This is a genomic window from Pontibacter vulgaris (genome assembly GCF_022758145.1).
GTDB lineage: Bacteria > Bacteroidota > Bacteroidia > Cytophagales > Hymenobacteraceae > Pontibacter > Pontibacter vulgaris.
Genome location: NZ_JAJVDH010000003.1, coordinates 604116 through 630406 on the forward strand (window position 1 = coordinate 604116; position 26291 = coordinate 630406).

General features: G+C 44.9%; 26 protein-coding genes. 7 read left to right on the plus strand and 19 right to left on the minus strand.

Annotated elements, in window-relative coordinates; genetic code table 11:
• Nucleotides 1-201 precede the first annotated feature (201 nt).
• The 6 genes from LWP20_RS07880 to pyrF form a co-directional block, all read right to left on the minus strand.
• Nucleotides 202-1482, minus strand: a complete 1281-nt coding sequence (locus tag LWP20_RS07880; protein ID WP_242927579.1) for a hypothetical protein — start codon at nucleotides 1480-1482, stop codon at nucleotides 202-204.
• Nucleotides 1479-2765, minus strand: a complete 1287-nt coding sequence (locus LWP20_RS07885; protein WP_242927580.1) for a DUF2851 family protein — start codon at nucleotides 2763-2765, stop codon at nucleotides 1479-1481. The genes LWP20_RS07880 and LWP20_RS07885 overlap by 4 nt, the downstream gene beginning before the upstream one ends.
• A 46-nt stretch (nucleotides 2766-2811) precedes the next feature.
• Nucleotides 2812-3183, minus strand: coding sequence for a nuclear transport factor 2 family protein (locus LWP20_RS07890; protein ID WP_242927581.1), 372 nt, complete (start codon nucleotides 3181-3183; stop codon nucleotides 2812-2814).
• A 77-nt stretch (nucleotides 3184-3260) separates the two neighbouring features.
• Nucleotides 3261-3602: a zinc ribbon domain-containing protein YjdM gene (locus tag LWP20_RS07895; RefSeq protein WP_242927582.1), complete on the minus strand. Its 342-nt coding sequence runs from the start codon at nucleotides 3600-3602 to the stop codon at nucleotides 3261-3263.
• A gap of 71 nt (nucleotides 3603-3673) precedes the next feature.
• Entirely contained in the window at nucleotides 3674-4051 is a 378-nt protein-coding gene (locus LWP20_RS07900) for a hypothetical protein (protein ID WP_242927583.1), read from the minus strand.
• Between the two features lie 110 nt (nucleotides 4052-4161).
• Nucleotides 4162-4992, minus strand: coding sequence for an orotidine-5'-phosphate decarboxylase (pyrF, locus tag LWP20_RS07905; protein WP_242927584.1), 831 nt, complete (start codon nucleotides 4990-4992; stop codon nucleotides 4162-4164).
• Nucleotides 4993-5120: 128 nt separating this feature from the next.
• Between pyrF and LWP20_RS07910 the strand changes: the two genes are divergently transcribed.
• Nucleotides 5121-5657 (plus strand): hypothetical protein, encoded by a 537-nt coding sequence (locus tag LWP20_RS07910; RefSeq protein ID WP_242927585.1) that lies wholly within the window; start codon nucleotides 5121-5123, stop codon nucleotides 5655-5657.
• 72 nt (nucleotides 5658-5729) lie between these two features.
• Here the strand turns inward: LWP20_RS07910 and lolA1 are convergent, their stop codons facing one another.
• The 11 genes from lolA1 to LWP20_RS07965 form a co-directional block, all read right to left on the minus strand.
• Nucleotides 5730-6374, minus strand: coding sequence for an outer membrane lipoprotein periplasmic chaperone LolA1 (gene lolA1 / locus LWP20_RS07915; protein WP_242927586.1), 645 nt, complete (start codon nucleotides 6372-6374; stop codon nucleotides 5730-5732).
• A gap of 27 nt (nucleotides 6375-6401) precedes the next feature.
• Nucleotides 6402-9032, minus strand: a complete 2631-nt coding sequence (locus tag LWP20_RS07920) for an FtsK/SpoIIIE family DNA translocase (protein WP_242927587.1) — start codon at nucleotides 9030-9032, stop codon at nucleotides 6402-6404.
• A gap of 103 nt (nucleotides 9033-9135) precedes the next feature.
• Complete coding sequence (locus LWP20_RS07925) at nucleotides 9136-10167, minus strand: quinone-dependent dihydroorotate dehydrogenase (RefSeq protein WP_242927588.1); 1032 nt, start codon at nucleotides 10165-10167, stop codon at nucleotides 9136-9138.
• 213 nt (nucleotides 10168-10380) lie between these two features.
• Complete coding sequence (locus LWP20_RS07930; protein ID WP_242927589.1) at nucleotides 10381-11817, minus strand: APC family permease; 1437 nt, start codon at nucleotides 11815-11817, stop codon at nucleotides 10381-10383.
• 148 nt (nucleotides 11818-11965) lie between these two features.
• Entirely contained in the window at nucleotides 11966-13036 is a 1071-nt protein-coding gene (locus tag LWP20_RS07935) for a M48 family metallopeptidase (RefSeq protein ID WP_242927590.1), read from the minus strand.
• Nucleotides 13037-13039: 3 nt separating this feature from the next.
• Nucleotides 13040-14023 carry a YjgN family protein gene (locus LWP20_RS07940; protein ID WP_242927591.1) on the minus strand — a complete coding sequence of 328 codons (984 nt, stop codon included), beginning with the start codon at nucleotides 14021-14023 and terminating at the stop codon, nucleotides 13040-13042.
• Nucleotides 14024-14303: 280 nt separating this feature from the next.
• Complete coding sequence (locus LWP20_RS07945; RefSeq protein WP_242927592.1) at nucleotides 14304-14900, minus strand: LURP-one-related family protein; 597 nt, start codon at nucleotides 14898-14900, stop codon at nucleotides 14304-14306.
• A 95-nt stretch (nucleotides 14901-14995) separates the two neighbouring features.
• Nucleotides 14996-16027 carry an alpha/beta hydrolase gene (locus LWP20_RS07950; protein ID WP_242927593.1) on the minus strand — a complete coding sequence of 344 codons (1032 nt, stop codon included), beginning with the start codon at nucleotides 16025-16027 and terminating at the stop codon, nucleotides 14996-14998.
• A 166-nt stretch (nucleotides 16028-16193) separates the two neighbouring features.
• Complete coding sequence (locus LWP20_RS07955) at nucleotides 16194-16757, minus strand: hypothetical protein (protein WP_242927594.1); 564 nt, start codon at nucleotides 16755-16757, stop codon at nucleotides 16194-16196.
• Between the two features lie 133 nt (nucleotides 16758-16890).
• Nucleotides 16891-17637, minus strand: a complete 747-nt coding sequence (locus LWP20_RS07960; RefSeq protein ID WP_242927595.1) for a hypothetical protein — start codon at nucleotides 17635-17637, stop codon at nucleotides 16891-16893.
• Nucleotides 17638-17781: 144 nt separating this feature from the next.
• The gene (locus LWP20_RS07965; RefSeq protein ID WP_242927596.1) at nucleotides 17782-19323 is read right to left on the minus strand and encodes a hypothetical protein; all 1542 of its coding nucleotides are present in this window, start codon (nucleotides 19321-19323) and stop codon (nucleotides 17782-17784) included.
• Between the two features lie 219 nt (nucleotides 19324-19542).
• Here LWP20_RS07965 and LWP20_RS07970 point away from each other — a divergent pair, with 219 nt between their 5' ends.
• Nucleotides 19543-20253 carry a hypothetical protein gene (locus tag LWP20_RS07970; RefSeq protein ID WP_242927597.1) on the plus strand — a complete coding sequence of 237 codons (711 nt, stop codon included), beginning with the start codon at nucleotides 19543-19545 and terminating at the stop codon, nucleotides 20251-20253.
• Between the two features lie 104 nt (nucleotides 20254-20357).
• Here the strand turns inward: LWP20_RS07970 and LWP20_RS07975 are convergent, their stop codons facing one another.
• Together LWP20_RS07975 and xerD are read right to left on the minus strand one after the other, a co-directional pair.
• Nucleotides 20358-22010, minus strand: a complete 1653-nt coding sequence (locus tag LWP20_RS07975) for a beta-N-acetylhexosaminidase (protein ID WP_242927598.1) — start codon at nucleotides 22008-22010, stop codon at nucleotides 20358-20360.
• Between the two features lie 95 nt (nucleotides 22011-22105).
• Entirely contained in the window at nucleotides 22106-23005 is a 900-nt protein-coding gene (gene xerD, locus LWP20_RS07980) for a site-specific tyrosine recombinase XerD (RefSeq protein WP_242927599.1), read from the minus strand.
• Nucleotides 23006-23147: 142 nt separating this feature from the next.
• Between xerD and aroQ the strand changes: the two genes are divergently transcribed.
• From aroQ to LWP20_RS08005, 5 genes are all read left to right on the plus strand, one after another.
• Complete coding sequence (gene aroQ, locus LWP20_RS07985; RefSeq protein WP_242927600.1) at nucleotides 23148-23603, plus strand: type II 3-dehydroquinate dehydratase; 456 nt, start codon at nucleotides 23148-23150, stop codon at nucleotides 23601-23603.
• A 78-nt stretch (nucleotides 23604-23681) separates the two neighbouring features.
• A complete protein-coding gene (locus tag LWP20_RS07990) occupies nucleotides 23682-24743 on the plus strand; it encodes an aminotransferase class V-fold PLP-dependent enzyme (protein WP_242927601.1) in 1062 nt (353 codons plus the stop codon).
• A 43-nt stretch (nucleotides 24744-24786) separates the two neighbouring features.
• Nucleotides 24787-25353 (plus strand): MarC family protein, encoded by a 567-nt coding sequence (locus LWP20_RS07995; RefSeq protein WP_242928024.1) that lies wholly within the window; start codon nucleotides 24787-24789, stop codon nucleotides 25351-25353.
• Nucleotides 25354-25458: 105 nt separating this feature from the next.
• Nucleotides 25459-25923, plus strand: a complete 465-nt coding sequence (gene rnhA, locus LWP20_RS08000; RefSeq protein ID WP_242927602.1) for a ribonuclease HI — start codon at nucleotides 25459-25461, stop codon at nucleotides 25921-25923.
• Between the two features lie 27 nt (nucleotides 25924-25950).
• Nucleotides 25951-26259, plus strand: a complete 309-nt coding sequence (locus tag LWP20_RS08005; RefSeq protein WP_242927603.1) for a helix-turn-helix domain-containing protein — start codon at nucleotides 25951-25953, stop codon at nucleotides 26257-26259.
• Nucleotides 26260-26291: the final 32 nt, after the last annotated feature.

Sequence of the window (26291 nt, forward strand, 5' to 3'; positions counted from 1 at the left end):
TATGAGAGTGTTTTGGGATGATGAAACCTGATCTAAAGCTGTTCCGGATTTCCTAGATCAGAAACTATACACTGAGGCGGACATCTCTGTCCATAGATAACAGGGGATTAGGAAATCCACGGCAGATTGCTTTCAGCCATGGAAGTCCGAAAGAGCGCAGGAGGCTCAAATAAAGTTCACAAGCAAAGGTGGTTGCGCTGTTTAAAGCTTTGCCAGTAGTTTTTGCGCTATTCTGTTTTGAAGCAACAGGTATACCAGAAAAGGCAGGAAAATAATACGGTAGCGGCTGAGAGTGCCGAAGTTTGGTGTGCTCAGCCCGATCATAGTGCCGGCTACAAGTATAAAAAGTAAGAGCACCAGGTGTAGCAGGTTCATATTTTGCAAACCATTTCTGATCAATGAAATTACCGCTATTACTACCAGCACTGCCAGCAGTACGTTTTCAAGCCCCATCAGAATATACAACCCTTGCCACGACTCGCCTAAGTATGGCCTGAAAATGCTGCTAAAGAATGCCTCCGGAGCATAAAAAACTATACTTTGCAGGTTTGGAGCTAAGGAAGGATAAGTAAGATGAGGGCCATGTTTAGATATAGCCAACAACCCTGTATAGGTTCTGACAAGCTGGTTTGCCACAAAATCAAACTTATAAAAACCAATGGTCTGCATGGCCAGTAAGCCAGGCACGGTTACAAAACCAAGTATAACCAGTAGCTGCACAGGCAATTTCAGGAAGGCTGGTTTATACTTTGCCAAAACCATGACCACCAGATACCCGATAAGTAACAGCAACAACGCCAGCGAGAAAAACACCTTTATCCGGACAAATAAATAAAGCATAAAAAAAGCCAGAAGCCACCTGCCTATACTTTGCGGCTTATTCTGAGCCAACTCAAGTATAAAAGCAACTATCCAGCACATACTTCCAATCATTACAGCGTCCTTCAATAAACCCGAACTCCAGAACACGACCGAAGGAAAAAACAAAAAGGCCACCACAGCTGCTCGTTTTGTGCCAGGGAAAAGTACACTTAAAACCGCTGTTAATTTCGCCGTGCCCCAGAAACTGAATAAGGAGAAGTATAAGCTATTTAGCCAGTAAGAGCTATTGGTAAAAAAATTCAGGGCACTCAGCCATTTTATAATAAAAAAGGAATTTGAAAAACCGGGGTGTCTTGTAAACGGAAGGGTAGCACGAAAAGCATCGCTTTCGAACTCATTAAAAAATAACAACCTCAGGTAAGCCGCGAAGTTATGTTCGGCATAAGCTGAAAGTTTCAGGGAAGCCTTGTAGTATGTGATGGTATCGCCGGCAGTGTAATAATAGTGATAGAGCAAGCCCAGCAGCAAGCCACAGATTAGCTTCAGCAACAGCGCCGGGAAGAAGTATGGTTTTATTTCCGTAAACCGGTATTGGCTTTGCAGCCACCATACCAGTACTGCCAGCAGCAGCGCATTTAGCAAGTATAAAAGCACACTCACGCGGTAGGGGTTTGTTTAAGTATCTTGTTGCCGATGCTGCAGTACAGGCAATTTACGGGCTGGCAATAATTCCTGAAAAGCCCAAGTGCTGCCTGGTTGTCGGCAGCAGATTTAGCGCTCCAGCCAAGCTCCTCGTACAGCCTTGTATACTTGTTGCTGGCTTCTTTTACTTTCTCCAATAGTTCTATAGCCTTTTCCAGGTAAGACCGTTCGCCGGTATAGTTTGCATAAGCTGCCAGTAACGGAACCGCCACATTAATGATAAGGTTATGCGCGCTGCTTTTACCCATACCTGCCTGCAAAGCTTTGGTAGGTTTGCCTATATCATAGTGCTGTTGCCAGTAGGCGGAAACAGGAACCATAAACAGCACTTCATATTCTTTTATAGTTTGTGCCGTTAGCACCTTTGAGAAAAAAGCCTGTGGCTGAAAAAGTATGGCTGCTAACTGTGCCAGCCTTACGGTGGGGAAATTAGCCGGCCGCATGCGTAGGAAATTCCAGTGGTGGCGCTGCAAGCCTTTTTCTCCCAATTTATACTTGTGCTGCAGAAACGAAAACTCTTTGGCAAGCTGTTGTACATACACTTTGGCTTCAGGTATTTCTAAAAAGCCTGCCATACCATACAAAAGCGCCTCCACCTGAAACATCGATTGCTGCCTCCGCACCACCGATAAAGGCAATGCTTTGGCCAGCCTCTCAAATGCCTCCTGATTAATTTTAAATCCAAAACCTTTACAAAGTATATGGTAAGCAGTTTGCTCCCAATCGTTGCCGTAGCTTTGGTATACCTGCAATACCTCCTCTCCTTTCTGCTCCAGGCGTTCTACAAGAGCACGCTCCAGCATCATGGTTTTAGTAATCTCAGGTATAAGCGGCCAGTAATTTTCGCAGGGGATAGTATGTTGCGACAGTTGCAGTTGCTTGTATTTATTAAGCAGTTGCAGGTCTATTTTTCCTTTGAGCGCTATCGTTGGTATCAGGCTGCCGTCAGTTCTGGTTATTGGAGCATCGTCTTCCCAAACGACATGCAGTATTATCTGGTCATACTTCTGGTCGGCTTCGTGGCCGTGGCGTTGCCAGTCTGATGCCCGCAGGTGTATTTCTATACTTCCGGCCCACTCCACTTCGCCTATTCTAAGCTTGGCCTCTTTAAAATCGGGGCCCGAATCTGTGTTATAAAAGCCTACCCGCACTACCTGCACCGGCTCGCCTTCCACTGTAGCCAGATCGGCCTTGTCGAAGTACTGGTGCTGCCAAATGTAGTGCAGGAATTCTTCTTTCATGGGATAACAATACGGGTATGAGTCGGAAGATTATATTTTTAAGCACTCAACTTAATTTGAAGCAGCTTGCCGCAATCACCTTCAGCCCGTCGTCAAACATCTTCCACACCCGGATGTATTTGAATTTTCCTTCGATAGGGTTTCCTAACATGCTGCCTTTGGTGTCATACACGATAGTAGACACAGCAGTATCGCCTATGATGCGAATGTCTTCAATGGTTGGGGTTAATTCTTCCACTATCATTTCCCCTGCTTTATGGGACGCCAGATCCATTGCCTTTGTAATGGTCCGACCATCCGGGCCCATACATAACAGGTCATCGTGGATGGTTTTATCTAAAAAGTTGATGTCGCTCTTTTTGATGCCTTCAATCAAGAGCATTTCCATTTTCTCGATTTCTGATCTTTGAATATCCATTTGATTGAAATTATAAAGACCTTTTAACTTTTAAGTATGACCACCAACGTTTTATGTACTTGCGCAGCAGCGGTTAACTATGCCTTTCGCACGAACTCCGATTTAAGACCCATCGAGCCAAAACCTTCAATTTTACAGTCGATGTTATGGTCTCCGTCTGTGAGTCGTATATTTTTAACTTTTGTACCAGCCTTAACAGGCTTTGGAGCACCTTTTACAGGTAAATCCTTAATTACAATAACAGAATCTCCATTCTGAAGCTCGTTTCCGTTTGCATCCAGCACTTTCAATGCTGCCTCTTCTTTTACCTCATCCGGATTCCACTCATGTCCGCACTCAGGGCAAGCATATAGTCCTTCACCCATTGCGTAACCATAAGGCGACTTACATTCCGGGCATTGTTTCATTTCTTCTGACATAGGGTATTATATTCGTTTTATCTCGTTTTGATTGTACACAACGTCTTTGCTAAAGCACGCCTTGGTGTGGTTTAGGTTTTGTTGGTGGAGGTGGTTCTTTTGTTCTTCTCTACAATATAGTAGTATCCTGCATTGATAATCAAAGAAGCTGCAATAATCACATAGTACAGTTCTTTTCCTAGGGTATTCACCGCTTCATTTAGAACAACTGCAAGTAGAGCTGGCACAAGCAATAGGAGGAGACGTCCACTAAACTTAGTTTGCTCACTTATATTGAAAAGCAAGCCGCTAAAGAAATTGTAAACTACAGCAGGGAACAGGTAAACTACTGGATACATAGATGCAGTATTTATATCTCCACCTTCTTTTATATAACCATAGAGTAGAATAGTAATGAACTGTAGAACTGCTACAACTATTAGGTAAATGCCAATTCTAAAGTTTTCCATTTTTTATCTATAATTTCTATCATCATCAACTACTGGATAGCACACATAAACATACGGTTTATTGTCATTTTCAACAGATAAACGTAACTGGCTACACAAATATGCTTCCTCTACAAATGCAGCACATACTGCTCCAGGTACTGCTCCATTTCGCGCTGCACTTCAAGGGCTGCTTCACGGGCTTTTTCGGCAAAGTCGGTGCCGGAAGAGGCATAGATAATGGCGCGGGAAGAATTCACGAGCAGGCCGCATTGCTGGTTCATACCTAAACGGGAAATCTCTTCTAAACTGCCGCCCTGCGCACCAACACCCGGCACCAACAGAAAGTGGTCTGGCACAATGGCGCGCACACGCTGCACATACTCGGCTTTGGTAGCACCCACCACATACATCATTTGGCCCGGCGTGGCCCACGTGGAACTTTCACGCAACACCTGCTCAAACAGGTACTCTTCGCTTCCATCTGCCAGCTTCAGCATCTGGAAATCCTGGCTGCCCGGGTTAGATGTAAGCGCCAGCAGTATAACCCACTTGCCACCCTGAACCAGGAACGGCTTTACAGAATCCGAACCCATGTACGGCGCCACGGTTAACGAATCGAAGTTCATGGTCTCGAAAAAGGCGCGGGCGTATAGCTCAGAAGTATTACCAATATCGCCACGTTTGGCATCGGCAATGGTAAAGATCTCCTCCGGTATGTGCTGCAACGTTTTCTCCAGGCTAACCCAGCCTCTTGGCCCCTGCGCTTCATAAAAAGCGATATTAGGTTTGTAAGCCACGCAAAGGTCGGCGGTTGCTTCTATGATCTGGCGGTTGAATTCGAATACCGGATCTTCATAGTCCAGCAGGTGCTGCGGGAGCTTTTTCGGGTCGGTATCGAGGCCGATGCATAGGTATGATTTCTTTTGCAGTATCTGCTCAAATAGTTTTTCTCTTGTCATGGGTAGGATGGGTTAGCGTGTGGTTTTACAAAAGTATAAATTTGCATCAGCCCGGGAAACTTTCCGGTATCTTTCCTGTGGTAGCAACCTATCATCTTATAAAAGGGTCTTTAAATTAAAGTGAACACATGAAAATAGCATATACCATATTTGCCTTTGCATTTTCTATGCTCCTTTTAACAGGATGCAGCAATAACGACGATGAAGCTACCCCTAACTGCCGGGAAAATAACTTAGAAGAAATAACGCAGCAGAACAAAAAGAAGGTAACAATACAACAAGGTATAACCGGCACGCTCACATACAAAGAAGGCAACTGTATACCTACCATCGGGCCAAACGGCCCCTGCGAAGGGTACAGCTCCTGCAAAGAGTACACGGTAAAACGGAAAATAATTATCTACTCTTACACCACCTTGCATCAGGCTACAGAGCATGATTTTGTATACTACACGCTTGATGCCAACCCAGTTTTAACTGTGGAAAGCGATGCAGAAGGGTTTTACCAAGCCATACTTGCGCCCGGCTCCTACTCGGTATTTATCCAGGAAAACGGAAAGCTTTATGCCAAGGGTTTTGACGGACAGGGCGGCATAAACCCGGTACGTGTTGATGAAGATAAGGTGACAAATTTTAACCTGCAGCTCAATTACTCAGTTTATTAACCGCCCCAAAGTATAAAAATAAAAAAGGCTGCCCTAACAGAGCAGCCTTTTCCTATCATAAAAGGTTAGGTGTTATCTTAAATCCACTACACTCACGCCTTTATACTTTGCCTTGTTAAAAGAGAAAGCATCGGCGGCTAGCGGAGGGTTTGCCTGAAAATTCTTGATAGCATAAGTATAGCGGTTGCCGTTGTTACGGAACATCTGCCAGCTTTTCAGCGATTTATCTTTCTGGCTTACATAGAGGCGAACCTTGAAAATCGGGTTGTTACGATCTTCCGGAGCCATTTCAATTACATCTACTTTCTCGCCAGCGCGGGTTTCGGTGCCGGCATACGCATACTTGTAGCCTTTTTTATACATCTCGAAAATCTTGCTCGGCGCCATTGCCTCTGCTTCGGCATCGGTTTCTGTAATAGTAACCTCGTTTACATCTTTCAGGTAGGTCCACATTAGTTTTCCATCGCTGATGATTTCCTGGCCGCTTACTTTTAGTCTATACTTCGGGCCTGCAACCAGGATATCGCCTTCCATGGTTTCTTTCATCTTGGAAGATGAGTTTTCCATAGTCTGGGCAAAAGTGGCTTTAAATCCTTTCATGGCTTTATACTTGGCGCTCATGGCGTTCAGTATTTTAGTGGCCTGCGGGTCTTTCTGAGCACTTGCCAGGTTCACAACCGTGAAAAGGATCAGTAAGAGCGAGAATATTTTTTTCATGTTGGTAATCTAAGTTGTGTTGTCTTACTACAACGTATTCAATAACTGTTCCAAACTGTATTCGTCCGGAATTTTTACTTCGCGGGCCTTGCTTCCTTCAAATGGCCCCACTATACCCGCCGACTCTAATTGGTCTATTAATCGGCCTGCACGGTTATAGCCCAGCTTCAGGCGGCGCTGCAACAACGAGGTACTTCCCTGCTGGTGCTGCACTATAATGCGGGCAGCTTCTTCAAACAAAGGATCTTTAGAGCTCGGATCGAAGTCTGTCTTCTCAGAACCACTTTCATCGCCAACAAATTCCGGAAGCAGGTAAGCATCGTCGTAACCTTGCTGTTCGCCAATATAATCGCAGATACGATCCACCTCAGGCGTATCCACAAAAGCACACTGAATACGAATAATATCCGACCCGATAGAGAACAGCATGTCACCCTGCCCGATCAGCTGGTCAGCACCACCGGCATCCAGAATTGTGCGTGAATCTATTTTAGAAGTTACTTTAAAGGAGATCCGCGCCGGGAAGTTCGCTTTAATGATACCCGTAATTACGTTTACCGAAGGGCGCTGTGTAGCAACAACCAGGTGTATACCAATTGCTCGGGCAAGCTGTGCCAGGCGCGCAATCGGCGTTTCCACTTCCTTACCGGCAGTCATCATCAAATCCGCCAACTCATCTATTACCAATACAATGTATGGCATAAAGCGGTGGCCTTTTTTCGGGTTCAGGCGGCGCTCCACAAACTTGCGGTTATACTCTTTCAGGTTACGGCAGCCGGCATCTTTCAGCAGGTCGTAGCGCATATCCATCTCCATACACAGCGAGTTCAGCGTGTTCACTACCTTTTTAGTATCGGTAATGATGGCTTCGTCGGAGTCAGGCAGTTTGGCTAAAAAGTGGCGCTCAATTTTATTAAAAAGCGATAATTCCACTTTCTTTGGATCGACCAATACAAACTTAAGCTGCGAAGGATGTCGCTTGTAAAGTAACGAGGTAAGTATGATGTTCAGACCAACCGATTTACCCTGGCCGGTAGCACCTGCCATTAGTAAGTGCGGCATTTTGGCCAGGTCGGTAATGAAAACTTCGTTGGTGATGGTTTTACCGAAAGCAATTGGCAGGTCCATATCGCTCTTCAGAAACTTCTCTGTACTCAGGATAGATTTGATCGACACCATTTCCTTTTTGGTGTTCGGCACTTCTATACCTATGGTTCCCTTACCCGGAATTGGCGCAATAATACGGATACCCAGGGCCGCTAAGCTCAGGGCAATATCATCTTCCAGGTTCTTGATCTTGGAGATACGCACACCGGCATCCGGCACAATCTCATACAGCGTTACAGTTGGGCCAATGGTAGCTTTAATGCTGGCGATACCGATGTTATAGTTACCCAGCGTTTCTACGATCTTGTCTTTATTGGCTTCCAGCTCTTCTTTGGATACCGATACTTTGCTGGCACCATAGTCAGTAAGCAATTCTATTGTTGGGTACTGGTAGCGGGCAAGATCTAAAGTTGGGTCATAGTTTTCGATGGCAAGGCCGGTTTCTTCTTCCGGGGCTTCTTCTATTTCCAGGTCCAGGGGCTCTTCCACTTCATCCTCTATAGTATCAAATTCATCGCCTGACGTATCAAATTCATCTTCAGCCAGTTCATCATTCAATTCCACATCCAGTTCCAGCGCAGGTGCAGCTGGCTTTACAACTACCGGCGGAATTGAGCGCAGTTCCATTTCAAGCGCGCGGTCTATGGCTTCCTCGTCTTCTTCATCAAAAGGAATCCCAAAATCCTCTTCGTCTTCTTCCTGTTCTAAAGATGCCGTAGGGTCTGCGTAATGGTTGATGCCACCACGTGCCGGCGCATTAATAACATCGCTAAGCGAAGAGGCACGGCTGTTGTCTATACCAGGATTTTCTTCGGATTCATCCTCAGATTTGCCCCAGTTTATACTTGTGACATTAAAGAAGAACACCACAAATACCAGCAGCAAAAAGCCCAGCACCAGCCACGAGCCGCCGCCAATCAGGCTGTTAAGCCAAAGCGCTGTTTCAATGCCAATGCCGCCGCCCAAGAAGCCAAATTCTTCGATGTTATCCAGCGAGAACACCATATAGCCCATGGTTAAGCTAAGCCACAACATAGAAAAGCTGCAAAGCCCCAGCACATAGGACAGGGAAACTGCCACACGACGGAACACAATTTTACTGCCGGCAAAAAACATAATCGGGATAAGGAAGAAAGCACCTATACCCAACCATTTAAAAATAAAAAGGTGCGAAATGTAAGCGCCAAAAAGGCCCAGCCAGTTCTCAGCCTCCTGCCCCGATTCTTTCACGCCTGTACCAGCAATAGACTCCACCACACTTTGGTCGGCGTGGCCGGTAAAGAGGTAAGAAACAAATGCTATGGTAAGGCAGAAAGAAATTAACAGAAACGTAAAGCCTACAGAAAGCTTAAATCGCCTGTCTTTCAGGAAACCGAACTGCAGATTTATACTTGGAAAAGAAAATTTAAAAGAGCGCTTTGGCTTTTCGGGCTGCCTTGGCTTTTCGCCAATAGGTGTGTTAGCCCTGCGAGGTTCGTTTCGTGCGCCCCGCATCTCATTCTTTGCCCTACTCCCATTAAGCGCTTCGTTTCTGTAAGTGTTCTTTGCCATACCCTCGACTAAGTTAGAATCTCAAATTTACAATTTTTCAGAAGAAAGCGTTCAGCAAAAACGGCAGGATGCAATTAAATTATTTTGTGAGCTGAGTATTGAGTTAAACAGCCAATAGCTTTCTATTGATCCGGCTGATAAGCGCAGGGCCTTCATAAATAAAACCAGTATATAATTGCACCAGATCTGCGCCTGCATTCAGTTTTTCCAGGGCATCTTCGGCCGTCATAATGCCGCCTACGCCAATAATCCGGACCTCCTGCGGCAGGTGCTGGCGAAGATACCTGATGATTTCCGTTGATCGTTCTGTCAGCGGTTTTCCGCTAAGTCCGCCGGCACCAATATCCTGTACTTTTTGGTTAGAAGTATGAAGCCCCTCGCGGCTGATGGTAGTGTTGGTAGCAATAATGCCGCTAAGCTTTGCTTCTTTGGCAATTTCGATGATATCGTTTAACTGATCTTCGTTCAGGTCGGGGGCAATTTTCAGCAGCAACGGTTTTGGTTTCGGCATTTTATTGTTCTGCTCCTGCAAAGCCAGCAACAGTTGCTGCAGCGGTTCTTTTTCCTGCAAGGCGCGCAGATCCGGGGTATTAGGCGAGCTAACATTCACCACAAAATAATCTACCACATCAAACAGCGCCTTAAAGCAATACAGGTAATCGTTTAGGGCTTCTTCGTTTGGTGTTACTTTATTTTTACCGATGTTGCCACCAACGATAACTTTGCTGTTCCGGCTTTTAAGGCGGGCAACAGCAGCATCTACGCCTTCGTTGTTAAAGCCCATACGGTTAATAATGGCCTGGTCCTCGGGCAAGCGAAACAAACGCGGTTTTGGGTTGCCTTCCTGTGCTTTCGGTGTTAGTGTCCCGATTTCGATAAAGCCAAAACCAAGGTTTGCCAGCTCGTCAATCAGTTTCGCATCCTTATCAAAACCTGCAGCCAGGCCAACCGGGTTCGGAAATTTAAGCCCGAACAGTTCGCGTTCCAGCCTGGGGTCCTGCACCTGGAACATACTATTGCTTATACCTTTCGCAAAGGGCAGCTTGTAAACAGTGCGCAGCGCATCGGTGGTCAGATAATGTACTTTCTCGGGATCGAGCTTGAAGAGCAGGGGGCGAAGCAGGCTTTTATACACGGCAGCAGATTTAGGTTATACTTGCTGCTGGCAAAGATACTATCTGAAACTTAGGATTACAGGATTAACGGCATTTTTTAAGCTGATAGAAGGCATAGATTTCTGACATACTTTTCAAGATAGATGAGTTGCCGGCACAATTGTTTCACCGAAATCATATCTTCTATCTTACAGCAACTCAGAACTATGCCTGAAGTATGATTCTCACCGGAATTAAGCGTCTACTTTCTGTTTAAGCTCATCTTCCGGTTGTTTCTCTTCCAGTTTGTTTTTCCTGGTCAGCCACCAATACATAGGCAATCCCGTCGACATCAGCACCAGGCCAATACCCGCTTCGCGTGGGCGCGTCATGATGGTGTTAATGAAAAGTCCGGCGCAGAACAGGATCATAAAGGCTGGCACAACCGGGTATCCCCATACTTTATAAGGCCGCGGTGCATCTGGCATTTTTCTACGAAGTATAAATACCCCTAAAGTGGTAGCACCATAGTAAATGAACACGGCGAAAATCACCATATCGGTTAACTGGTCGAAGGTGCCGGAAAGGACCAACAGGCAGGCCCAGATGCCCTGAAAGATAAGCGAGTTTACGGGAGTTTGCGCCTTATTAAGTTTGGCCGCTTTCTTAAAGAACATCCCTTCGCGGGCCATGGCAAAGTATGGGCGCGCACTGGCAAGTATGGTGGCATGGGTGCAGCCAAGTGTGGTTACAAGTATAAGCACCGACATAAACAAGGCGCCATTGCCGCCCCAGAAACTTCTTACAGCCTCTATAGCCGCTATTTTGTTACCGGCCTGGTGCACCTGCTCCAGCGCCGGAATTGATAACACAGAAAGGTAAGTAACATTTACCAGCAGGTAAATGGCTATCACTACAAAAACACCTATGGCAATACCCTTGGGTATGTTGCGACGGGCATCTTTAATTTCGCCGCCAATAAACCCGATAGCCGCCCAACCCTGGTATGCCCAAAATGCCGATAGCATGGCCGTAAAAAGTGCACTTATAGTTACAGGGGTATTGTTGACAGTGCTCAGGTTAACGGTATTACTTACTGCCGCACCTTTGCTACCTAAGCCAAATGCTACAATCGTAAAAATACCGATAAACACCAGCAATAGGATAATACTGCTCATACCTGCCCCGGTTTTAACACCTTTGGTATTTACCCAGGTAAGCAAAAGTATAAGTATGATGGCAGTCAATTTTACCGAAAAATCGGCAAAGGGATAGAATACGCCCCCTATGGTAAAAGTGCTTAAAGAAGGAAATAGCTCAGGCAAGGGCACAATGCTGTTAAGCGACTGCGCAAAAACATAGGCCAGAGAAGAAATGCCCGCCGTCTGAATTACCGTAAACAGCGACCAGCCATAAATAAAAGCAAAGAACCGGTTATATATCTTTTTATAGTAAGCATACTCTCCGCCGGTACTTGCCAGCAAGCCAGCCACCTCGGCATTGCTGAGCGCACCCAGTAAAGTAATAAGTCCACCTAAGGCCCATGCTATCAGTACCCAACCTGCCGAGTGTAGCTCTGAAGCCATTGGAGCCACTTTTTTGTAAACCCCGGAGCCGATTATATTGCCTATAACAACTGCAATTACAAAGCTAAGCCCTAACGACCTGTTGAGTTTGGATGGTGTGCCCATAAGCGATTTGCGGTGACCTTAATTATGCCCGGATTTCGGAATCTTAATATTAAGAAAGTTTAGCGAGTTATAAAGTATAAGCAGGCATTTATTCAAAACCCAGGTTAATGGAGTTTATACTTTGGTGGTTCATACTTTATAGCCATAATTACTTTACCGACTTAAGGGCTGCCCATGCGGCTTCCAGTTCAGGGTTAGGCTGCATTTTATACTTTGTTTGCTTTATCTGGCTTTCAATTTCTTTGATGCGGTCATTAGTATTTGGATGGGTGCTGATAAACTTCATAAACTCAGGTGCACTTGAATTAAGCCGTTCCATGAGCCAGACCATACCTTTCGGGTTCAGATTGTTTTGTTTCAGCAATTCCAGGCCAGCTTTGTCAGAATCTGATTCGGCACTGCGACTATACTCCAGCTTGTTCAACGTAGAAGCGTTATCCACTATAATGGCTGCAATGCCGCTCACATCGCCGAAAAGTATAGATAGCAACATATAGTAAGACAAACTGCGGGTAAGGGCTTTGGTGGAGTGGCGCATCTGTACGTGTCCTATCTCGTGGCCCAGCAAACCGGCCAGTTCTTCATGATGCTCCATTTTATCCAGTATGGCATCGTGCACCACAATAAAACCACCCGGCACGGCAAAAGCATTTACCATGTCGTTCTTTACCACCGTCACGGTTATCGGGAAATCAGATTTTACATCCAGAGCAGCCAGGTAATCTTGTAAAGCCTTTGTTTTGGCAGAATCTATACTTTTGCCCAGCATCATCTGCTCGTGTAACTGCTCTCCCATTGCCCGCTCATACGCTAACGGAAAATGCGCTGCGGCTTTTTCAGCCAAGGCCGGAATGCCCCATACGAACAGAACTATAGCCAATGCCAGCAAGGTCAGCCCGCCAACCAGTAAGCCCTTTACACCGGTTTTCTGGAAGGAATTATACTTCGACTTCAGGAATTTTGCCCCATTATACTTCTGATCCAGCGCCTCCCTGAAACCCTGTTCAAACACAGCTATACTTTGCCTCGGAAAGCTTCCATACTCCAGCACCGTGGTATCATCATTAAACTCGGAAGTATGGATATCAGGTAAATACCATAGCTCGGTACCGCTTTCTTCGCCGGTTTGCCAGGCAATGCTGATGTACGTGTGCTCCAGTGTAATAAAAGCGGGCATACCTTTGGAGGTACGCCCGTTATAATATTTGCCTTTAAACATAATCTATATAATGCCAATGTCCAGCATGTCGGCCATGTCTTCAAAGGTAGCGTTTTTATACTCTGCCTCGGTCTGGGCTAGTGCATCCGGGTTAAAATCTCCTATTATTTCGCAATTGTTAACGATGGCTGCCATGGTACGGGTAACCACCCAGGCATAACCAAGGCCAAGTGTAAATACCATGATCAGGAGGTTACCTACAGCCAGCTTAAAATATTTACCTCCTGTTAAAGAAGAATCGAGGCGGCTATACTTGCCATCCTGCTCAATTAATGTGTTGTTGATGTTGAAATTGATAAGGTCTTTCATGTACCAGAAACTATAGATACCCAGCGTAAGAAGTGTCAGGAAATAACCTTTAATGTGCACCAGCAGCAGGTCGCTGCCATCAGCGATAAAACGGAATTTTGCATTTCCGAAACGGGTATTACTCAGTATCTCTTTGCGCAGGTTTGTAGTGAACCAGAAACCATAGAAACCCAGTGTTATGACGCTCAGGAAAAAGCCTGTAAGGTATACTTTATACATACTACCCAGTGTGCCACGGTAGCCCATGTGTATGCCGCGCCAGCTTGTGCGCGAGGTGCGGTAGCGCAACATGCCATGAATAGCCAGCGGAATCAGGGCGAGTAAGCCAAGAAAATAAGCGGCAAAGCATAAAAATTTAACACTGTTATCGCCATGCATAAAGCCATACATAAATATACTTACCAATACAGCCATAATGCCTAGGCCTTTTATAAAGCCAATAAACATCTCTTTACCGGTGCCATGGAACGTGAAAGGACTGTCGGCCAGTTCGGTTTTGCGGTAAATGTATTGCAGGTTTTTAGCTTTCGCCCACGGGTAGTATAAGCCCAGCGTCACCAGCATCAGCGCTATGTTCACAATCTGGATGCTGAATAATTCGGAGCCCTGTCCTTTAAAGGCCAGCGTTGGTTTTGTAAGAGTTGTTCCCTGTACCGGTTCAGTAGAAGTGTCTTGCATAAGGTTTGTTTTAGGTTGTTTGGTAGATTAGCGAAGTATAGCCTGCTTGATTAAATCCTACAGATTATCCTTTTCTAAATATATATAACATAAGCTATATTACCAAATGCGGGCAGGGCTTTTTCAGTAGACAAGAACAAGTATAGTTAAAAAAGTAGTGCTGCTAGGTAGTTTATACCTATAATTTCACCTGTAAAGAACTGCATAAAAAAATCCGGAGAAATCAGTTTTAAGGACTTACCCGGATTAAGAATTGCTGTGAGTATATTCCTTTAAACAGTTACCCTCTGCGTCTTTCAAGCAGGATCATCATCATAAGGCTAAGGATTGTGCGCTCCTCTTCCCCATCCTGAAACTCGCCAGTTTTAGAAACTGTAAAGCGGCGCCCGAAAAACGATGGCTGCTTTTTAAGCCTGGCTACTTCTTCGCCGTCTGGCCGTAAAACCAGGTATGTCGGGTTAAATACATAGCCGGTAAACATACCAAGTATCGGAATTTCACCCAACAGGCCGTCAGCAACTTTTATCCAACCGTTTTCTTCCTGTATGACAAGGTCTTGAGACTGTTGAGCATCATAAATTTCGTAGCGGGCTTTCCACAACGAGGTCCAGCCTTTGCGGGCTACGCTACCTACCTTATTACCCTGCTGGTTTGTAAAATTATAAGCCGCTGAAAAATCGATCCATTTGTTAGCGTTAATGGTATATAAATGCTCCGTTTGCGATTCGTCGCTGAATACGTTTACTTCTTCTATAAACTTTAACAGCTTCTGCTTCACGTAGTTAATAGTTTGACCGTTTGCGTCTTGCACGGTAAAGTCGTTCGAGAAAGTAGAGATCTTGAAAGTAAGGGTAAGCGGAAACTGAATGTCTTGCATGGGTTAGGTTGGGTGTAGTTATGTATAGTTGTTTGATAAAGTATAGCTATTCAATTTATCTTTTAAGGTATAGTTGCGAAGTTTACAACTATGGTTTATTTGAGACTTTTTACCGCTTTGTATTGTGCATCTATCACAGCCTGGTTATGCCCGTGTGCAGCACCTGGTACAAGTATAAACTCTTTCTTCGGAGCTTTCACTTTGTCGAAATAAGCTTTTGTAGTTTCCTTAGCGGTTAAGATATCCTCCTCACCCTGAATGAAGATCACCGGTATTTTATAGTTCAAACCATTTTCCATAAAATTAACCCCAGCGGCCATCGATTTTATACCCATCTTTTTAAATCCCGCAAAGTGAATGAAAGAATAATCGTCGCCGTCATACCTGTGTTGGGCATCTTTCTCGTTGTCGTATTCGCTAGCCAGTTTCCACCAGGTGGCAGGTGCCGGTTTTGAGTTCTGCTTTTCATATTTTTTGATGATGCGCATCAGCTGGCCTTCTTTTTTAGCATCTTCGTAAGGCGGCGGGCCAAGTAACTTCAGCTTTTCTATCGACTCCTGGTCGTTAGTTTGTTGGGCCATTTCAGATACTTTTTTATAGGCAGTGGCAAACCCCGCTGAATAATTTACTACCTGGGAGTGACCAACGTAGGCTGAAAAAAGATCGGGGCGGGAAAGCGCCATGTTCGCACCAAGTATAGATCCCCATGAAGTTCCTACAAGAATTATTTTCTTCTTCCCGAGGTGTTTGATCAGGTACTCTGACAGTTCGATACCGTCAGCAGTCATTTGCTCCACTGTCAGTGGGTTTTCTATCCAGTAATCTTCAGTTACTACTTCGGGGGCATTCCGGCCAAAGGTTCTTCCTGCTCCCCGCTGGTCCCAATACACCAACACAAAATCTTTTTCCCAATGGCCATAGGCTGCGTCATCGTACTGGCTCATGGTGCTGCCCGGCCCGCCATGCAGAAACAGAACCACAGGTTTAGATCTGTCTTCTCCGCTTATAGTTACCCATTGCTCTATACCGCCTATCGGAATAAAACCAGCCTCGTTTATGGCCTTTGGTTGAGCTGCTAAACTACCCGAAACCAGGGCAAGAAATGCAATAAGTAAGAATTTATACATTTATAAAGGGCTTAAAAGTTAAACAGAAAATTGCGCTGTAATGTGTTTATGAGTGGATTAACAGTGCACATGTAGGTGTAGGAGCGCTTTTCTTTCGGTGTAGCACAAACTTTAGATGCACAGACTTTCGATTCACCACTTCGCCTCTATTGCCACAAATATGCTATCAGTGGTTCGGGCTTTTATCCGGTTTAGCTGTAAATTTCATTATCAGCTTCAGAATTAATGGTCTGATAAATCTATAAGTGATAATACCTATAGCTGCCAATACAAGTATAAAAACAGTTGGCAGGATTGCTCCAAAAGTATAGGTCATGCCAAGAATAAATCCTAATATAAATTCTGAGTAATATATGGGAATGATCAGGCTAAGCACTAATATGATGTAAGGAACATTGTCTAAAAAGAGGCTGTACCCATTCGTGAATGAGGTAGCTATTAAAACTCCAAGTACTAAGCCTGTTACAAAAAGCTTTATAACCTTACCATGGAGATTGTTCGGTTGGTGCACCTCAGAAGATTGTTTGCCAAGTCTCTTTTCGGTCCTGCTTAACAGAAACCAGGTAAGAACTGGAAGAAATAGTCCGTTCCACCAGTTAGAGATTGCAGGCAGGTTTTGTTGTTGCAAAATATGATGACTGGCAACACCACCATGAAAATGCTCCCAGAAAAGGAAGCCAAATATAAAAACCGTTACAACTCCCGTAATAAGGATTTTCATCTTTGTCATGTTTTGCCTTGGAAGGGCTTCCTGATTAATCATCATTTTTATCTGGCTTTTGATTGTTTTCTGGGGTAACTTGCTAGTGCATAGTATGGGGAGGCGAAGCCGAAGTATGGCTTATATGCCTTGTTAGCCAATTTTATTTTATTGTAAGTCTAAGATAAGAAAAGTCCTTCTGCTTTGGTTCTCCTTGAAGCTGTTCATACTGTTCTATTGGTATCATTTTTATGATGATTGCTTGTGTAGATTCCCAGCGCAATTCAAAAGGCTCCCATTCCTGTTGCTCTATTTCAACATACTTCACAATATCTTTTCTTGCTCCTTGTTCTACTATTTTCAATACTTGTATTCCATTAGGTGAAGGTTCCATCACAGTTGGAATAGAAATATTTGCTAAGTGCTTTTTGTCTGGTGATACAACTGGCTCTGTCCATGTTGTCGCTGCTACTTCACCAGTAGTCATGTCGACAAGGTAAGTCTGATAATCTTCGTAAAAGGTACCAGAAACAAGGTATTTGTTCAGGTCTATGTTCTGACCCAAATACCTATACTCTCTAATGTCAGGATCATCAGTATTCAGAAGCGTATCCGTGAATGCTTCTATTGACCTCCACTCCCCATTTATTTTTAAATTTATTACACCCTTTACCTTGCGAGCTTCCTCTTTGCCCATGTTAAAGCCAATAGTAGGTTTTGCTGCCGCTTTTATGAAATCTTCTTCTGTTGCTTGCTCAATAGTATACTTCGAAGAAGGTAATTTTTTCTCTTCTTTGCCTTGGATAATAGCTTTAACTGGAATAGCTTCATTTGCAGCAGCCTGTTCTTCGGTTTGACTGGTGCAACTAAGTATGAATAATGTTAAGGGCAGAAGAAGGGCTTTTTTCATTGTTACTAATTTTGGCTTACTATTAGATAAACGACTACATACGCTTATATGCACTAGTATTTAATTGCTGCTGTCTAATTTCTATACTTCCAACACTCATCGCATAATATAGAATTCACCCAATATAAACATTTCTTCCTGAACTTATACTTTTTGTTCTTTGGCTATAGTTTCTGTGCCACTCCCAAGTTCCAGCAGCATGTCGTAATAAGACCTTGAAAACATTTTAGCTTTTAACCAGGCATAGAAACTGATTTCCTGTATGTCAGTTCGCTCAAACGTAGTATAGGCCAGCGTTTCCTCCACATGCTGCATAAAAGCCGGGGTAGTTACTGCCTGCGGGTTATCAATCAGGAACTTAATCAGCTGTAGGAAACGGCTCACGTTACTATAAACAGGTTGTTGCAGCAGGTCTTTAAACACTCGTTCTATACTTCTGATCTTGTTCAGAGTCAGGTCGATGTTGCCCAGCTCTAGTTGTATGATCATCTCGCCCAGGTTCTTTTTAAGTATCCATTCGCGGCCCATTTTGCTCTCGCACCACTTATCCGAGCGCTTTATACTCATCAACACCCGGTTCGCCTTCCCGAACGCGCCTTGTGTAAAATAACTGAAACTGAGGCCAAGCTGGGCGGTCAGCTGGTCTTTGGTGCTAAGGGTAAGTTTTGCTTTGTGCAGCAGGTGCTCCATCAGTTTTATAGCCTCGTCGTTGCGGCGCAGGAAGATCAGGTTTGCTACCAGCAGGAAAGTATAACGCGGGTAAAAATGTGCGTAATGCCCTTTGCCATCGCCCTCCAGCCCTGCCTTTAGCTGCTCCAGGTACTGCACCGATTCCGTGAATTTCTTGTTGCGGTACAGCACGTGCGCGATCATGTACATCAGGCTCAGTTTATAGTATTGGTTGGCTTTCGAGAAACCGTACTGCTGCTCCGTTTCGTGGTACTGCTTTATAATGTAAGGCTCAAAAGACAGGAAATCCTTGCCGGCAAGTATAGCGCTCCGGGCAATAGACATGAGTTTAAACAGCAAAGCCGGACGCTTGCTTACCGCTTCCGAAAGCCCGTATTCCCTTAGTACATCCTGTATAATGCGGCCAAAATGCACATCGCTGCCCTGTTTTCTTACATCGCGCAGCCTTTTATGGATGATGCTGTTGGCAATATTGGCACGTTCCTCTTCGTCGGCGGCCAGTTTGTTTATGTTGCGCTTTGAGATGATCAGGTCCAGATCGTCGGCAAACTCGTTTTCGGCTTTCTCTATCTGCAGGTTATAGATCGTGTTCAGGAGATCGAACTGTTCGTTGGTTTGTGCTAGTTTCTCCGCTTTCCGCAAATATGCCCACGCCAGTTTATCCAGCCGCACCTCGAACAGGTAACGCGACAGAGATAGCATTCCCATGATTGCTGCCGATGCCGTGGTATCTTCTTCCATGCGTTTGAGCAAATTAAAATCAGAGATGTGGCGCATCAGCCGCTTGCGCAGGGCATAATAGGCTACCGGGTTCGGATCATCTTTATAAAGCCGGGCAATGATCTGCTCAGAGGTAAGTAGTTTTGGCAATTGAAGCAGGTGCAGCAGTTCCAGGTCTTTACGGAATGCCTTCTGTTTCTGTCGCTGTATAAAAGCAACCAGTGCCTGTTTGTCTTCTTCGTCCAGTGTATCGAGTGTCGTTTTCAGATCATCCATCCCGAAAGTTTTTCTAAAGTATAAAGTTGGTTTAATATTACAAATTAAAAGTCTGATTGCGACAATACAACAAACTATAAAACAGAAGATTACAAACTATGAATAAACAAAAATAAAGTCTGATTTTCAGAAAGATTGTTTTCTTACTATATAGAAAGGTTATACTTTTGATCCATCTTAAACACGAAAAACTAATATCTCAACATCAAAAGTATAACCATGAAAAAAACCATACTTACACTGCTTGCCTTGTTTATAGTTATAGTTTGCCAGGCCCAGGACGTAATGACCAAGCGCAACGGCGACGAGCTTAAGGTTAAGGTGCTGGAAATAAGCCCTTCTGAAATTAAGTATAAGCGCTTTGATAACCTGGAAGGCCCCATCATTTCTATACTCAGGTCAGAGGTTTTTATGATCGTTTTTGAGAATGGCACAAAAGAGGTTTTTACCACTGCAGCTCCGCAAGCCACCGCTTCACTGCCCGTTTACTACGAGCCGAAACATTTAAAATTATCGGGCCCGAGACTCGGGTTTACCATTCTAAGCCAGCGCTTGATCGACAACATGAAAGAAGAGCATGAGGAAAGTATAAGCCCGTTTATTACACAGTTTGGCTGGCAGTTTGAGACTCGCATTTTCACACTGGAAAACGGCACATCAGGTTTGTTTGAATTTGTGCCGCTGGTTGGTGGCCTGGAGCAAGGTAAGTTTCTGCCAAGTTTAAGTGCCCTGGTTGGCATTCGTGGTCCTAAAGGATTGGAGTTTGGTGTGGGACCTAACCTTTCGGTAGCCGGAGCCGGACTTGTGTTTGCGGCTGGCACTAACTTCCAGAGCCAGGGTATAAACTTCCCGGTAAATGTGGCCTTTGCTCCATCTAAAGAGGGCGCCAGGTTCAGTTTGCTGTTCGGCTTCAACTCACGCCGCAATTAAGCTATACTTACCACGAAAGCCATGAAACCTAGATATCTCGAAATATAAAAAAAGCCCTTCCGGAGATGTAATTCCGGAAGGGCTTTTTTATACCTGTAAAGGTATTATTGTTTATCGGTGGTCCAGGTTTCGAAGCCTTTAAAGTATGCGCTTTTCCAGAAATTATACCTTGGAATGATGGCGGTTTTAAGTCTGCGTTTAAAATCTTCGTAATCTTTTTTCTCCTTCGGCGACCAGAGCACTTCGCTTAGTGCCGTCATCCTCGGGAAGATCATGTATTCCACTTTTGCCGGGCTGCCTATGTATTCGGTCCAAACGTTGGCCTGTGCACCTATAATATAGCTATCAAGTTTCTGCTGGCGCAAAGCATCGGGCACCGGCTCAAAATTATAAACCGATTCGGTTGGGTTATAGCCATGTATGGCCAGGCTGTCGTTCGGGTCTTTAGACTGGTAATGGTCGAAGTATAGCGGCTTGCCCGGCGACATGATTACTTTGTGCTTGCGGGTAGCAGCAGCAATTCCTTCCTTTTCGCCTCCCCAGTTCATCACAATTGCCGAGGTATCCAGGTCGCCCTCCAAGATCTCGTGCCAGCCTATCACTTTTTTGCCTTTCTCCTGCAGGTAACCGGCCGTTTGCTCGATAAAGTATGTCTGCAGGCCTTTCTCGTCTTTCAGGTTATGGTCTTTAATAAACTGCTGCGATACAGAATCGGCTTTCCACCATATTTTGCTGCATTCATCGCCTCCTAAATGGAAATACTCGGAAGGGAACAACTCGGCTACCTCCTGGAAAACCGTCTTCAGGAATTTAAAAGTGGCAGGGTTAGGCTGTAGTACGTTGTTCTGGCGGTTATACATGCCCCAAGTGGTGGCCACGTTCCAGGTAGTATCGGGGCGGGTACTAAACTCAGGGTAAGCGGCAATGGTAGCACGGCTATGGCCAGGTATATCAATTTCAGGTATGATCCTGATGCCACGCACAGCAGCATACTTAATTACTTCGCGCACTTCGTTCTTGGTATAAAAACCACCGTAACGTGTAGAGTCGTAACGGGCCGGCGTATCCTTAAAATGCCCGATTAAGGTTGCTTCGCGCCACGAGCCGATGCTGTTCAGCTTTGGATAAGACTCAATTTCTATGCGCCAGCCCTGGTCGTCGGAAAGGTGCCAATGAAAGGTGTTGAACTTGTGGAACGCCAGGTAATCAATATATTTTTTAATGAACTCCAGCGGAAACATGTGCCGAACCACATCCAGGTGCATGCCTCTGTAAGCAAAGCGCGGGTAATCGGTTATTGCCACATCCGGAACCTTTACTTTTTCTACCTGCTTAAGCGGGAACAGTTGTAGCAGCGTCTGTATGCCGTACACCATGCCGGCAGTGTCTTTGGCCCTGATGGTAATATCTTTTCCTTTAACTGTTAAAGTATACATTTCAGCTTTGCTGATGGCTTTGGCATCGAACAATAAACGGATATGGTGTTTTACTTTACCAGTGCTTTGCCCGTTCAGGTTTGATTGCAGGTTGAGGCCGGTTTGCGCGGCCAGCATTTCTTTCAGGAAACCTGCTTGGTCAGTAAACTGCTTGTCAAATACAATCTGTGCTTTTCCGTCGATGGACACGTGCCCTCTCCGGGATTTCTTCACCTCAACCGGCCTGGGAACGATGTCGTCAACCGATTGTGCAATGGTAGTTAAAGAAATGGAAAAGAATAGAAATAGGGCTAAAAAGGTACGCCAGTGCTTAAAAGTCATTAGTTGTGCGGGTAAAGTATAATGTAATTATAGTTGTTAAGGGATAATCGTGCTTTTACTAAACGTGAAGCGTTAAAGGCAAAGTATAAAATTGCTCAACTCCTCGGATGAAAATCCTTGATCACCTGTTTCAGGTAATCGCGGTCCAGGTGGGTATAAATTTCGGTGGTGGTGATGGATTCGTGCCCCAGCATTTCCTGCACGGCACGCAAATCGGCGCCGCCTTCTATTAAATGCGTGGCAAAAGAATGCCGGAAAGTATGCGGGCTCACTGTTTTCTGTATGCCGGCTTTGGCAGCCAGGTCTTTAATGATCGTAAATATCATAACCCGGGTAAGTTTGGCTCCACGGCGGTTCAGGAACAGGATATCTTCGTGGCCTTTTTTTATTGTAAGATGGCAGCGCACGCCTTCGCGGTAAAGGTTTATGTGCTTCAGCGCATCACGCCCGATCGGCACCAAACGCTCTTTGTCGCCTTTACCAGCCACTTTAAGGAAGCCCATCTCTTCGTACAGGTTGCTCATTTTCAGGTCCAGCAACTCCGACACGCGCAAGCCCGAACTATAAAGTGTCTCGATGATAGCGCGGTTGCGGGTTCCTTCCGGCGTAGAAAGGTCAATGGCAGCTAACAGCTCCTCAATCTCATGAAAACTAAGCGTATCGGGCAGTTTCCTATCCAGCTTCGGGGCTTCAATGGTATCGGTCGGGTCCACGGTCAGCATATCCTCCATGATCATGAACTTGTAAAAAGCCCGGATGCCGGAAAGCGTACGCGCCTGCGAGTGGGCTGTCATGCCCAGTTCTGTAATCCACTCCAGGAAATCACGAAGTATAAGCGGGGTAATTTGCTCCGGTGCTACCTGCAGGCCCTTCAGCTCCAGGAAATCGGTTAACTTGCGGATATCGCGCAAATAAGCTTCTACAGAGTGCCCCGAAAGCGATTTCTCAAGTTGCAGGTATTGTTCAAATTGCTTTTTGCAGATATTCCAGTTCACAGGTATAGTATAAAGTTATTTTACTGCGGGCATTCCTTAACAGGTCATTTGGTAATTAACGCGTAGCAGCAATAATTTTTAGTCAAGCAAATATAGTTAATCCTTACCTTTGCAACTTGTGTTTTAAGCTGAAACCTATACTATGAAAATACTTATCCTGAACGGACCCAACCTGAACCTGCTGGGCAGGCGCGAAAAGTCTGTGTATGGCAGCCGCTCCTTTGAAGATTATTTTGAAGAGCTGAAAGAAAATTTTCCGAAGCTGGAGCTCGAGCATTTTCAGTCGAACACAGAAGGCGTGCTAATAGATAAGCTGCACGAAGTTGGTTTCAGCTACAAAGGCATTGTAATAAACGCTGGTGCTTATACTCATACTTCGGTTGCCCTGTCAGATGCCATAAAAGCTATTGATACGCCGGTTATAGAAGTGCACATCTCCAATGTGTATGCCCGCGATGCTTTCCGGCACAAAAGTATGCTGGCCCCGTTTTGCAAAGGTATAATAACTGGTTTTGGCCTCGAAAGTTATTGGCTTGCCCTTCAGTACTTTGAAAAACAAAAACCAAAACAAATCGGATTCGGGTCGCATAACTCGTAACATTTTTCGTTAAACCTTCGTCTGCGTATATTTTTATAGCATATAGCATAAAAGCTATATTATTCTTATCTTTCCTTTATGCTTAACTTTTATCCCGGTCCTTCTAAAGTATACCCTGAGGTGCGCACCTACCTGACAGATGCGTACGATGAGGGCATGCTGGGTACACCGCATAGAGGAGAGCAATTTGTGCAGCTTTCCAGGGCCGTAGTAGGCTCTATTAAACGCAAGCTCAATATTCCGCAGGATTATTATGTGTTCTTTGCAACATCAGCAACCGAGTGCTGGGAAATTCTGACACAAAGCCTGACCACAAAAAAAAGCTTTCATATTTACAACGGCTCCTTCGGCGAAAAATGGTACCAGTATGCCAAAAAGCTGCGCCCTAACGCAGAGGGGCTGCAGTACGATGCGAACGAGCCCCTGCCGGTAGAGCAACTTAACATCAGTTCAGATACCGAATTGATCTGCTTTACTCAAAATGAGACTTCTAACGGTACGCAGGTTTCATCTACTACTATACTTAACCTGCACAACCGCTACCGCAGTACACTTACCGCCGTAGATGCCACCTCTTCTATGGCTGGCCTGAACCTGAAATTAATTAAGGCAGATATCTGGTTTGCATCGGTGCAGAAATGTTTTGGCTTACCTGCCGGCCTGGCCGTTCTGGCTTGTTCGCCACGCACTATTTTCAGGGCCAAACAAATAAACGAACGCGCCCATTACAACAGCCTGGTAACGATGTATGAAAAAATGCTGAATTACCAGACCACGCACACACCAAACGTACTGAATATTTACCTGCTCAAGCGCATGCTCGAAGACAGGCCCTTTATCAAGCAGATAGACCTTGAACTATCGGATCGGGCGCAGGACCTTTATACTTTCTTTAGCCAGTTTACAGACATGAAACCGCTGATAGAGAACGAAGAAGTACGCTCTAAAACAGTTATTGCCGTGCAGGCAAGCGAGCGGCTGGTTGATGATATCAAGAAAAGGGCACTGCACCACAACATTCGGCTGGGCAACGGCTACGGCGCCTGGGCACGCAACACATTCCGAATTGCCAATTTCCCGGCTATACTTAACGAGGAATACGAAGAGCTGAAGCGTTTTTTCCTGCACTATTACGCCTAAAATTCTACCTTTGTCCGCAAATCAAGTATAAGCGCACATGGACATTTTTAACTTCAAGGAAATTATCTCTGTAACGCTGATCCTTTTTGCGATCATTGATATCCTGGGCTCCATTCCTATTATTATCAACCTGCGCAAGCGAGAGGGAGTGATTCATTCGGAAAAAGCCACCATCGTTTCCGGTATCCTGATGATCGCGTTCCTTTTTGTGGGTGATGGTATACTTAAGCTTTTTGGCCTCGATTTTCAGTCGTTTGCCATGGCCGGTGCTATCATTATCTTCCTTATCGGCCTGGAGATGATCCTGGGCAAAGACTTTTTCCATACCGATCCTGAAATTAAAAGTGGCTCTATAGTGCCTTTGGCTTTCCCGCTTATAGTTGGCGCCGGCACCATGACCACGCTCCTTTCGCTACGCGCTGCGTACTCGGTTCCTAATATCCTGGTGGGCATTGTCCTCAACCTAATTTTTGTATACATCGTGCTCAAGGCATCCGGGTGGATAGAAAAAAAGCTAGGCAAAGCAGGCGCTGATATACTTCGTAAAGTGTTCGGGGTTATACTTCTGGCCATTGCCATTAAACTGTTTAAGAGCAACCTGCCTGTTTAAAACCTTTAATTTGAAAATTTGGAGATGTGAAGATTTGAAAATTAATGACTTCTCCTTTTACAATTTTCACATCTTCAAACTTCCGAATCTCCAAATCTCAACTTCATGATAGAACTTTTCACTGACGGGGCTTCTCGCGGCAATCCGGGACCAGGTGGTTATGGCGTTATACTTCGCTGGAACCAACATGTAAAAGAGCTTTCCGCCGGTTTCCGGAAAACAACCAATAACCGTATGGAGCTGCTGGCCGTGATCGTTGGTTTAGAGGCAATTACAAAACCTGGCATTCCGGTTACTGTATTCTCTGATTCGAAGTATGTGGTAGATGCCGTAGAGAAACGCTGGGTATTTGGCTGGCAGAAAAAGGGCTTTGCCGGTAAAGCCAACGGCGATCTTTGGGCGCGTTTTCTCAGAGTTTACGCCAAGCATAACGTAAAATTTGTGTGGATTCGCGGGCATGCCGGTCACCCCGAAAACGAACGCTGCGATGAGCTTGCAGTTGCCAGTGCGCTCTCTCCTAACCTGCCCGCCGACGAAGGCTTTGAATCCGGAATGTTCAATTCAAAGTAATTTTGCTTGAATTTATATTTTTTAAGTATGACTATAGGTGAACGTATTAGAGTAGCTCGAAAAGCTGCCAAAATGAGTGGTGAACAGCTTGGGTCAACTATTGGAGTAGGTAAATCTCAGATTTCTAATTTAGAAAAAGGTGTAAGTCATGTAACTCGAGCCAATGCAATTGTTTTAGCAAACGCACTTGGTGTGAGTTTAGATTGGTTATTATTTGGGGTTGAAGATAAAGAAATTGTAAAACTTAAAACCGACCTTTCTGCCAGTAAACAAATGTCTGAGCATACGAATTGTGAACAACAATTAGCCTTAGCATTAGTTGAAATTGCTGGTTAAAAAAAAGAAGTTGAGCTTTATAAACAGCTAGT

Bases quoted from the DNA above. Each gene is read 5' to 3' on its own strand.
- LWP20_RS07885 (WP_242927580.1), bottom strand. From the start codon at position 2,765: ATGAAAGAAGAATTCCTGCACTACATTTGGCAGCACCAGTACTTCGAC.
- LWP20_RS07890 (WP_242927581.1), bottom strand. From the start codon at position 3,183: ATGGATATTCAAAGATCAGAAATCGAGAAAATGGAAATGCTCTTGATT.
- LWP20_RS07895 (WP_242927582.1), bottom strand. From the start codon at position 3,602: ATGTCAGAAGAAATGAAACAATGCCCGGAATGTAAGTCGCCTTATGGT.
- LWP20_RS07900 (WP_242927583.1), bottom strand. From the start codon at position 4,051: ATGGAAAACTTTAGAATTGGCATTTACCTAATAGTTGTAGCAGTTCTA.
- pyrF (WP_242927584.1), bottom strand. From the start codon at position 4,992: ATGACAAGAGAAAAACTATTTGAGCAGATACTGCAAAAGAAATCATAC.
- LWP20_RS07910 (WP_242927585.1), top strand. From the start codon at position 5,121: ATGAAAATAGCATATACCATATTTGCCTTTGCATTTTCTATGCTCCTT.
- lolA1 (WP_242927586.1), bottom strand. From the start codon at position 6,374: ATGAAAAAAATATTCTCGCTCTTACTGATCCTTTTCACGGTTGTGAAC.
- LWP20_RS07920 (WP_242927587.1), bottom strand. From the start codon at position 9,032: ATGGCAAAGAACACTTACAGAAACGAAGCGCTTAATGGGAGTAGGGCA.
- LWP20_RS07930 (WP_242927589.1), bottom strand. From the start codon at position 11,817: ATGGGCACACCATCCAAACTCAACAGGTCGTTAGGGCTTAGCTTTGTA.
- LWP20_RS07935 (WP_242927590.1), bottom strand. From the start codon at position 13,036: ATGTTTAAAGGCAAATATTATAACGGGCGTACCTCCAAAGGTATGCCC.
- LWP20_RS07940 (WP_242927591.1), bottom strand. From the start codon at position 14,023: ATGCAAGACACTTCTACTGAACCGGTACAGGGAACAACTCTTACAAAA.
- LWP20_RS07945 (WP_242927592.1), bottom strand. From the start codon at position 14,900: ATGCAAGACATTCAGTTTCCGCTTACCCTTACTTTCAAGATCTCTACT.
- LWP20_RS07950 (WP_242927593.1), bottom strand. From the start codon at position 16,027: ATGTATAAATTCTTACTTATTGCATTTCTTGCCCTGGTTTCGGGTAGT.
- LWP20_RS07955 (WP_242927594.1), bottom strand. From the start codon at position 16,757: ATGACAAAGATGAAAATCCTTATTACGGGAGTTGTAACGGTTTTTATA.
- LWP20_RS07960 (WP_242927595.1), bottom strand. From the start codon at position 17,637: ATGAAAAAAGCCCTTCTTCTGCCCTTAACATTATTCATACTTAGTTGC.
- LWP20_RS07965 (WP_242927596.1), bottom strand. From the start codon at position 19,323: ATGGATGATCTGAAAACGACACTCGATACACTGGACGAAGAAGACAAA.
- LWP20_RS07970 (WP_242927597.1), top strand. From the start codon at position 19,543: ATGAAAAAAACCATACTTACACTGCTTGCCTTGTTTATAGTTATAGTT.
- LWP20_RS07975 (WP_242927598.1), bottom strand. From the start codon at position 22,010: ATGACTTTTAAGCACTGGCGTACCTTTTTAGCCCTATTTCTATTCTTT.
- aroQ (WP_242927600.1), top strand. From the start codon at position 23,148: ATGAAAATACTTATCCTGAACGGACCCAACCTGAACCTGCTGGGCAGG.
- LWP20_RS07990 (WP_242927601.1), top strand. From the start codon at position 23,682: ATGCTTAACTTTTATCCCGGTCCTTCTAAAGTATACCCTGAGGTGCGC.
- rnhA (WP_242927602.1), top strand. From the start codon at position 25,459: ATGATAGAACTTTTCACTGACGGGGCTTCTCGCGGCAATCCGGGACCA.
- LWP20_RS08005 (WP_242927603.1), top strand. From the start codon at position 25,951: ATGACTATAGGTGAACGTATTAGAGTAGCTCGAAAAGCTGCCAAAATG.